Here is a 7392-nt window from a genome sequence, read left to right on the forward strand (position 1 = left end):
AATTGTGTTAAATCCCAATTAAGGGATTTTGTTAATCGATAGATAATGACATTTTTAAACCAAAACATAATTTATTCCTCATAAAAAACGCCCTTAATTAAGAGCGTGCTTGTTTAACTACCGGCAACTCAACAAACGCATTGAGCGGCTGCGATACCACACTTTGATTCGGTGGATTGATTGCCCAAGTGATGAAATCTGTCAATAAACGGTGATAATCTTGGTTTGGCTGCGAATAATCCGCTTCAGATTGGAACTGGCAGATAAAATATTCGCGGCTTTCGCTGTCGAATAAAAGCCAGTTTATTTGAAGTAGATTAATTAGTTCCGTTAGCTTGGCGATTTCCGCCCGTTGAAAGACGATAGATATCCACACTGTGAACATATTTACCGCCGTGCTGTAAGGGAGTGCTGGGGTAATTTTTACTTCATTTGGCATGATTTTTCCTCACTCAAAATCCGACTTTTCGCCACTTCGATCAACAATTGATATTCTCGTTTTGTTTTCTCATCGTGTACCTCTGCGGATTTTGCTAAAAATTCATCGACTGATCCGGTAAAGCAGCCACGTGTCACAATTAATCCATCTTTGCCGTTAAACACCGTAAGCGTGCCGTTCTCTGACCCAACATTACTCGCCCAGAAAATCATTTTTCGCTCGGATATAATGGCGCAAGATCTAACCCAAGCATTACCGTACACCTCAGCATAACCGGACACCCGAGCATTACCGTACACCCAAGCATTACCGTACACCTCAGCATTACCGTACACCTCAGCATCACCGGACACCCAAGCATTACCGGACACCCGAGCATCACCGAACACCCAAGCATTACCGGACTGATCTAAATTCTTTTCTGCTTCAATATAGCCACCCAGTTCACCGGCAACCACCTCACCAAAAGAGATTAAGGCTTTAATGCGGTAGAGGGTTCTTCCAAAATAATCTTTGGTATCGTCTTTTAATAGTTCGTATTTTTTGGTCATTTTGTTTACCTATAAAAAAGCCCACAGTTAAGTGGGCGGTGGTTATTTCATTGCATCACGCAGTGCATTTAACGCATTATCAAGTTCAGTGGATACGTCTAATAACTCATTGAGTTTACGCTCAAACTTGCCCTTCGTTTGGAAAGCATTCAGTACGAGTGGGCGTAATGTTTTTCTGATAACATCACCGTTGGCTATTTCTTGCTTTTTCGCTTCCGATAATTTCTTAAGTTCTTCTGCCATTGCGAGTAATTCTTCCGGTGATTTGTTTTCAAGAGAGGTTTGTTTTTGTAATGTCATTGATGTGTCCTTTTTAATTGTCATTTCGGATTCCTTGATTAATTGTTGATTAGGTGGATAACTGGCTGAATAGACCCGATTTTTATCTACGCTATTTTTATTTTGTTCATCAATAATGATGAAGCGTTCTTGTTTTAACCGCATTAATATTTTGGTGCGATCCTTTTTCGATAGGCTATTAAGCTTTGGTTCTTGCCTCATTGCCTCGGCAAAAGTTAATCCACGCTCTCTTGAAAGGCTGACTTGAACAAAGAATAATCTTCCAAAGTAGATTAAATGTTTCGGTAAGGATTGATTAATTTGAGATTTTATTTTCTCAATGTCATCAGGTATCCATATTTCACGATCATTTTCTGATAAAAGCCCTAATTTATCGTTAGTGACGGCGTTTTCTCCCCATAACGACATCGCTTTTTTGTCACGAGCAATAGCAGCATCAACGGGATTATCAAACAAGCCAAGATTAAAGTTTTGTCCCATATGCTGAATATGAGCTTTCCATTTTTGCTCAGGGTTGTACCAAGTTACCCCAATAAAACCTGATTTGCTGTTTTTAGCAATATTGAGAAAATATGCTGTTTGCCTTTCTGTTAGTGGAAAAGTTTTCATAATAAAATCTCCGGAATGGAATTAGCTCACTTTCAACGCATTAAGCGTTTTAATAAATTGGGGGATATGTTCGTCAAAGGCTTTCATCAATTTCGGATCACGCTGTGCAGTGTAGATATAAATAGGTTGCTTTTGATATTCCGGGCAATAGCTGACAAAATCCCAAGTGTCATAACCCGTTACCCATAGGGCAACTTGTACTTGAATGAGGTACTCATTCGGCACACCGCCTTCAAGTAGATATTTGATATGGGTTTTCATCTTCGGGCATTTGATTTCCAAACCTTTTCGTAAACTCGGAATCAGTCCATCAGGACTTATCATCATATCTTTGTCTGCATTGCGATAAACCCCACCAACTTGTACCACTTCACAATCGGTTTCAAACTCATAAGCCATTCTCGCTTGCGGTTCAAGTTGATTGCCACGCTGCATATCAAGGGATTTATAGCTGTCTTCACCTAGGCCTTCGACACTTTCGGCAACCAGTTCGGCTAAATAACCTGTCCAGCTACTTGATTTTTTTCCGGTTGGGGTGACAATGTTACTAATGCCTGTGGCGGTGGGAATGCCTAACCTTGCGGTTAGCCATTCCTCCGTGCCTTGTTCACAATTCAGTGTGATTAAATCATCTATCATAACCGGATTTCCTCGCCTAAATTATCATCTTGAATTTGCTGTTGATTTAATTTATGACGTAGTTTATTAAGTGCGTGTTCTGCACGGTTTTGGGGGATTTTCTCAAGATTTGATACTCCACAGGCGGCAAGTACGCCATTGACATCAGATCGTGTGATTTCAATGAGGTTTTTCATTTCTTCAAGCTGTTCGGGTGTGATTAATTCGATTACTTGAGCTTCAATCACTGTCGGTTGTGGTGTCACATTAATCGGTTCTTTAGTTTCTGCAATTCGCTCTGCCTCATCTTGGTCGTAAATACCGGTAAAACCAAAGGCTAAACGTGCGCATTGAATCATCGCTTTATGGCGCAACATACGTTTAGGGTGGGATTTCCACGCCGGGCTGTTTGCTTTAAAACACTCTTGCAGAAACTCAGTAACGACAATGGGTTTACTGCGATCTTTGCGATAGATAGTGCAAGTGCAAAATGAATAGTCTTCGGAAAAACTAAATTCCATTCCGTCATATTGCGGTTCTCGGTTGATAATACGAATCCAACCGTCCACGCCGACAATCGGTGTTAATCCGCCATTGCCTCCGGGGAACGCATAGATTTCTTTTGTCCAAGGGTTAAGTTGATATTGGTTGGCAATAACCAATAAAGCAACCATTTGAGCGTCATTTACATTAGCGCCGGCAAAGGCGGAGGCTTTAAGCGTTTCGGTTAAACCGGAACCGTCTCCCATATCAAAGCGTTCTGCGAGTTTGTGGGTAAGGGTTTGGAGTGCTGTTGTCATTTTCTTTTCCTCATTTAGCTTGATTTAGTCTCACTGCATCGCCGAAACGTGTTTTTAATTCACGAGCAATACTAACGGCGTTCGCTTGAGTGGTGTTATTTAAACGAATGCTGATAATAAAATCAGAAAGTGCGGTGGTATTTTCAGAGGAATTTTCGACCGCACTTTGTGGCAGTGGGGCAGTTTGTTGATTCATTTCCTCTGCAACAGCTTTCGCTTCTGCTTGCACCTTTTCCGCTTCGGCTTTTGCTTTGGCTTCTTGTTCCGCCTTTGCTTTTAATTCCGTTTCACGCTGTTGTTCTGCCTCAATGCGCTGCTGCACAATTAAGGTTAAATCCTCTGTGCCGGTAATCAATTCGAGCCAGTCTTTAAACAGATAATCATAGCTTGCAGGAATCAGTTTAAGTCTGCCTGATAAGCGAGCGGCTTCTTCTGCAATTTCGGCTTTAACCGCCTGTGTTTCGGCATTGACCGCACTTGTGAGGGTGTTTAATGTACTTCGTCTTTTGGTGGCGTCCTCAAGGCGTTTTGTAATGACACTTTTCGGTATAATCTTTTCTAACGCCAGTGATACGCTGCTCTCAAAACCACTGCGAACACTTTGGACTTCTTCAAAGGCTGCCATCACAATATTTTCTTTGATTTCTGCCTCTTTATTTTTCACCAATTTTTCACGACTTAACCGTTCATCTTTAAAGCGGTCGGCGATTTGTTCTGCCGTAGCGATAAGATTCGCAATATCGCCGTTTTGAGTTTGTTTAATTGCCGTGCGGATTTTGGTTTCAATTTCCTTGAGCGCTTTCACTTCCTCTTTTGCCTTAGCAAAATCGTCATCGGTTTCAAAGGTATTGGTTAGCGTAGCAAGATATTGTTCGGCTTGTTTTTCAAAATCGACAATATTGGTCGAAAGCACTTTGCTTTCTGTCGATAAGATGAGTTCAAACATCGTTATTCTCCGTATTTTTTAAAGGGTGTGTTAAGTTTGGATGGATTATTGTGGCGCTTCCCACACCACCTCACCGTTGTAGTCATCCTCATTTCTCCAATCGTAAATATCCGGTTCGGGTTTGCCTTGAGGTTCGTCAAATTGGTCGCCATAATCGTGGTCGCTGTCGCATTGATGTGGTGGGTAAATTCGTTTCATTTTTGAATCCTCAAAGTGCGGTCAATTTCTGCTTGTTTTTGTGCGGTGTAGTGGAGGAGTTCCTGCTCCGCCTGTGGGGTTAAATTTGGTTGCCAGTCTCCATTTTCTTCACGCCACAATTTTCGGGCTTCGGCTCGGGCTTGTTGGCTAATTTGCTCGCTGACTTCATTATTGTGCCAGTCGGTTGGGTTGCCCCACGCTTGAGAGCCACTAAAAATGGCTATCACTACGATTGCGGTGGCGAGTAAAACAAGTGTGCCTTTGCCAAGAAAGGCGAGAAATTCAAAGATTGATTTGTGCATAATGGTGTCCTTTTTCGGTGGATCGTTGAGAAATACGGTGCGAGAGCGCATTGCCGTTTGGTTTCGTTGGCTACATTTTCTTTGGTTTTGGCGTTTCTTTCGTTTCTTCATTTTTTGTTTCCTTTTTAGTCGATTTGCTGAATTTGGGGTGCAGAAAACCGCCACTCGATTTTCACGGGGAAAAGTGCGGTCGGTTTGGGGTGGGTTTTTATCGGGTTATTTGCGAATACAGCATATCCGTTGCTTTTTGAATATCCTGTGTAATGTTGTTGCGGAAGATGAACAGATAGCCGTCATCGCCAACAATATCAGAGAAGAAGAACTCAATTTGTCGTCTTTGTTCTTCACCTCGTTTCGTACAGATTGCACGTTGGAATTGCTCGTATTGGCGGGCGTAGTTTAAGATTTTAATCATCGTCTGTTGAAATTCTCGATCTACCGTTGGTTCAGGCAAAGCAAGTTGTTTCGGTTCATTCCGGTGCATTGCTAAAAATGCCCGTAGTACGACCAAATGGAATTTAGGGCTAATCCAAGTTGCGTAGGCTAAGACTAATTCCTCACAGGCGTATGTACTTGGATTTTTACCACCTCGAACAGTTTTTACTGGCAAAGTACAGATCTGTACTTTGTCATTCTCAATTTCTGAAATAAGATCTTTGGTTTGATCTAAACGTAAAAATAAAACTGGTTTATGTTTTTCGTCTCCACCACTTGCTTTGTGAAGATCAGTTAAAGAGTAAAGTCCATCAAGACTACGAATTGAGGTTTTAAGAATTGATAAGTTTGTCATAATGACATCTCCGCTTAGATTTTCTGAAATAATCCACTTCTGACAGTGGAGTCGAGAGGTTCAGAACCCTCCTAAGCGGTTAAGGGTGGACGTATTCCCCGAAGGTATTGTATTAGTCGCCCTCTCGACATAGTCGAGATTTCGGCATAAAAAAAGACCGCACTTTGGCGATCTGCTTACTACCGCCGCTTAAGAAAAGGTTCTGACACCTTAGGGCGGATAGTAGTATAAAGTGTTAGGGTTGTCAAATAAAAAATATATTTAAAACTACAAAAAATACTTGCAATTAAATATAGTTTTAACTACAATAGTCATATCTAAGGCAAGGTGCTTTAGAACAAGAAACCGCCCTTGTAGTGAGCGGTCTTAAAAAGGAGCTAGGATTATGTTCTGGAAAATCGCAATCCTAGTTATCTTGTTGGTAGTAAGTTCAAACGCTTACTAGTTAATGGATAACCCTGCGGGGGGACTGGTACTCCCCCCAACGGCTCCTAATATAACAACTTAGATTTTAAAAATCAACAGGAAGCTGATATGGCAATGACAAAAAAAGAAATTCAAGACCGTTCTGATAAAAAACGAGGAGTACGTATGGTTGGTTTTAAGTTGAAAGAAGAAACGATCCAATATTTAAATCTATTAAGTGAACGAACGGGTAAATCTAAAACTGCACTCATCGAGGAGATGATTTTAAGTTATCAGGGCTGATCGGGGTTCAACTTACCGCTTCAGACGGCGGAGCTTATTCAGATGTATTGTATATCGCTCTCTCGCCCCGATCTTAGATCTTCACTTCTCAGATATGAGAAGTGTGAATTTTAGGCATAAAAAAACCGCTATGCTGTCGGGTGCGGAAAACCGCTGAAGAAGTAAGTGCGGTTATCTTAATCCGAGATTTTGCGGTTGTCAAATAAAAAATCCCACGCTGTAAAGTGGGATTGTGAAAATTTGCTACTACTTTCTAACTAAATTTTTATATCCTCGTGGAGACGCTTTCTAAAGATACACCGTGTTCCACCTTGGACTCTGAAATTATTACTACATTCATATTTTTCTTCTATAAAGTGACCAATGCTTTTACACCAGAAATCTTGAGTTTCATCTAATATTTCTATATAAAATTCATTGTATTCTTGATAAATTTTCTCTATTAGCTTTCCAGCTACTAATAAACCATATCCTTTTTTTCTATATTGAGGAAAAATAAATAGCTTGTATAGCTCGCAACTTGCCTTATCCTCCCAAGGATCTTGCATTTCAATAAGTTGGTAAAAGCCAATTAAACTGTTTTCCTCATTTAGAATAGCATACCTAATATAATTGTTATTTAGTGTTCCATTATCAAAGTTTTTCCACTTGTATTTTTGAAGCTGTTCTTGACATTTTTTATAATTGGAATCATTGTCTTTCATTATTATAAATGTAACTTTCATATAATCATTCCTTGGTTAAAAGGTTTTACTTTAAAAAAATCAATTAGTTAATACAAATAATCAGTATGAAAATTGTCAAGTCATTGACATAGATTTTGTTACATTATGTCATAAACTTTCTTTTCAAGGAATACTGTAAAAAAGCCTACCTGTTACAGTGGGCAAACGGAGTGAGACAAGGTCTCTATGTCATTAAAAACCGCTCTCTGACGGAGTGATTCAAGAAGATTGGGCGAATTGCTTCGTACAGGGTTTGAGAGCGGTTTTTGATGTGCAGTCTCTTTCCCTCGACTGCGTGGGGATAATTTCACCTGCTATTATCAAGGTCGCACAATCTGCCCGTTGTCATTCCGTTTAGATTGTTTGAGGTCCTATGTCAAAATTGGGCATTTGCCTAGCCAAATGT

11 protein-coding genes are annotated in these 7392 nt (G+C 40.4%); 1 reads left to right on the top strand and 10 read right to left on the bottom strand.

All coding sequences use genetic code 11. From position 1 onward, the window contains the following. Positions 1 to 97 precede the first annotated feature (97 nt). From BKK54_RS03305 to BKK54_RS03340, 9 genes are all read right to left on the bottom strand, one after another. Entirely contained in the window at positions 98 to 439 is a 342-nt protein-coding gene (locus BKK54_RS03305; protein WP_077541492.1) for a hypothetical protein, read from the bottom strand. Beyond that, positions 424 to 990, bottom strand: a complete 567-nt coding sequence (locus BKK54_RS03310; protein WP_077541494.1) for a hypothetical protein — start codon at positions 988 to 990, stop codon at positions 424 to 426. Before BKK54_RS03310 ends, BKK54_RS03305 begins: the two co-directional genes overlap by 16 nt. 42 nt (positions 991 to 1032) lie before the next feature. After that, positions 1033 to 1899, bottom strand: a complete 867-nt coding sequence (locus BKK54_RS03315) for a DNA-binding protein (protein ID WP_077541496.1) — start codon at positions 1897 to 1899, stop codon at positions 1033 to 1035. A gap of 21 nt (positions 1900 to 1920) precedes the next feature. Continuing rightward, positions 1921 to 2538, bottom strand: coding sequence for a YqaJ viral recombinase family protein (locus BKK54_RS03320; protein WP_077541498.1), 618 nt, complete (start codon positions 2536 to 2538; stop codon positions 1921 to 1923). After that, entirely contained in the window at positions 2535 to 3317 is a 783-nt protein-coding gene (bet, locus tag BKK54_RS03325; RefSeq protein WP_077541500.1) for a phage recombination protein Bet, read from the bottom strand. Before bet ends, BKK54_RS03320 begins: the two co-directional genes overlap by 4 nt. Positions 3318 to 3327: 10 nt before the next feature. Further along, entirely contained in the window at positions 3328 to 4263 is a 936-nt protein-coding gene (locus BKK54_RS03330; protein WP_077541502.1) for a hypothetical protein, read from the bottom strand. 45 nt (positions 4264 to 4308) lie between these two features. Continuing rightward, entirely contained in the window at positions 4309 to 4461 is a 153-nt protein-coding gene (locus BKK54_RS11720; RefSeq protein ID WP_158074609.1) for a hypothetical protein, read from the bottom strand. Then, positions 4458 to 4874, bottom strand: coding sequence for a hypothetical protein (locus BKK54_RS03335; protein ID WP_143541409.1), 417 nt, complete (start codon positions 4872 to 4874; stop codon positions 4458 to 4460). Before BKK54_RS03335 ends, BKK54_RS11720 begins: the two co-directional genes overlap by 4 nt. Before the next feature lie 97 nt (positions 4875 to 4971). Continuing rightward, the gene (locus tag BKK54_RS03340; protein WP_077541504.1) at positions 4972 to 5553 is read right to left on the bottom strand and encodes a KilA-N domain-containing protein; all 582 of its coding nucleotides are present in this window, start codon (positions 5551 to 5553) and stop codon (positions 4972 to 4974) included. Between the two features lie 534 nt (positions 5554 to 6087). On the opposite strand from BKK54_RS03340, the gene BKK54_RS03345 reads away from it, so the two are divergent. Further along, positions 6088 to 6261, top strand: coding sequence for a ribbon-helix-helix protein, CopG family (locus BKK54_RS03345; protein ID WP_077493901.1), 174 nt, complete (start codon positions 6088 to 6090; stop codon positions 6259 to 6261). Between the two features lie 257 nt (positions 6262 to 6518). On the opposite strand, the gene BKK54_RS03350 is transcribed toward BKK54_RS03345, so the two are convergent. Further along, entirely contained in the window at positions 6519 to 6986 is a 468-nt protein-coding gene (locus BKK54_RS03350) for a GNAT family N-acetyltransferase (protein ID WP_077541507.1), read from the bottom strand. Between the last annotated feature and the right edge of the window lie 406 nt (positions 6987 to 7392).

It is taken from the genome of Rodentibacter genomosp. 1 (genome assembly GCF_001999285.1).
Lineage (GTDB): Bacteria > Pseudomonadota > Gammaproteobacteria > Enterobacterales > Pasteurellaceae > Rodentibacter.

Coding starts and splice junctions, on each gene's coding strand:
- BKK54_RS03305 (WP_077541492.1), bottom strand. CDS start 439: ATGCCAAATGAAGTAAAAATTACCCCAGCACTCCCTTACAGCACGGCG.
- BKK54_RS03310 (WP_077541494.1), bottom strand. CDS start 990: ATGACCAAAAAATACGAACTATTAAAAGACGATACCAAAGATTATTTT.
- BKK54_RS03315 (WP_077541496.1), bottom strand. CDS start 1,899: ATGAAAACTTTTCCACTAACAGAAAGGCAAACAGCATATTTTCTCAAT.
- BKK54_RS03320 (WP_077541498.1), bottom strand. CDS start 2,538: ATGATAGATGATTTAATCACACTGAATTGTGAACAAGGCACGGAGGAA.
- bet (WP_077541500.1), bottom strand. CDS start 3,317: ATGACAACAGCACTCCAAACCCTTACCCACAAACTCGCAGAACGCTTT.
- BKK54_RS03330 (WP_077541502.1), bottom strand. CDS start 4,263: ATGTTTGAACTCATCTTATCGACAGAAAGCAAAGTGCTTTCGACCAAT.
- BKK54_RS11720 (WP_158074609.1), bottom strand. CDS start 4,461: ATGAAACGAATTTACCCACCACATCAATGCGACAGCGACCACGATTAT.
- BKK54_RS03335 (WP_143541409.1), bottom strand. CDS start 4,874: ATGAAGAAACGAAAGAAACGCCAAAACCAAAGAAAATGTAGCCAACGA.
- BKK54_RS03340 (WP_077541504.1), bottom strand. CDS start 5,553: ATGACAAACTTATCAATTCTTAAAACCTCAATTCGTAGTCTTGATGGA.
- BKK54_RS03345 (WP_077493901.1), top strand. CDS start 6,088: ATGGCAATGACAAAAAAAGAAATTCAAGACCGTTCTGATAAAAAACGA.
- BKK54_RS03350 (WP_077541507.1), bottom strand. CDS start 6,986: ATGAAAGTTACATTTATAATAATGAAAGACAATGATTCCAATTATAAA.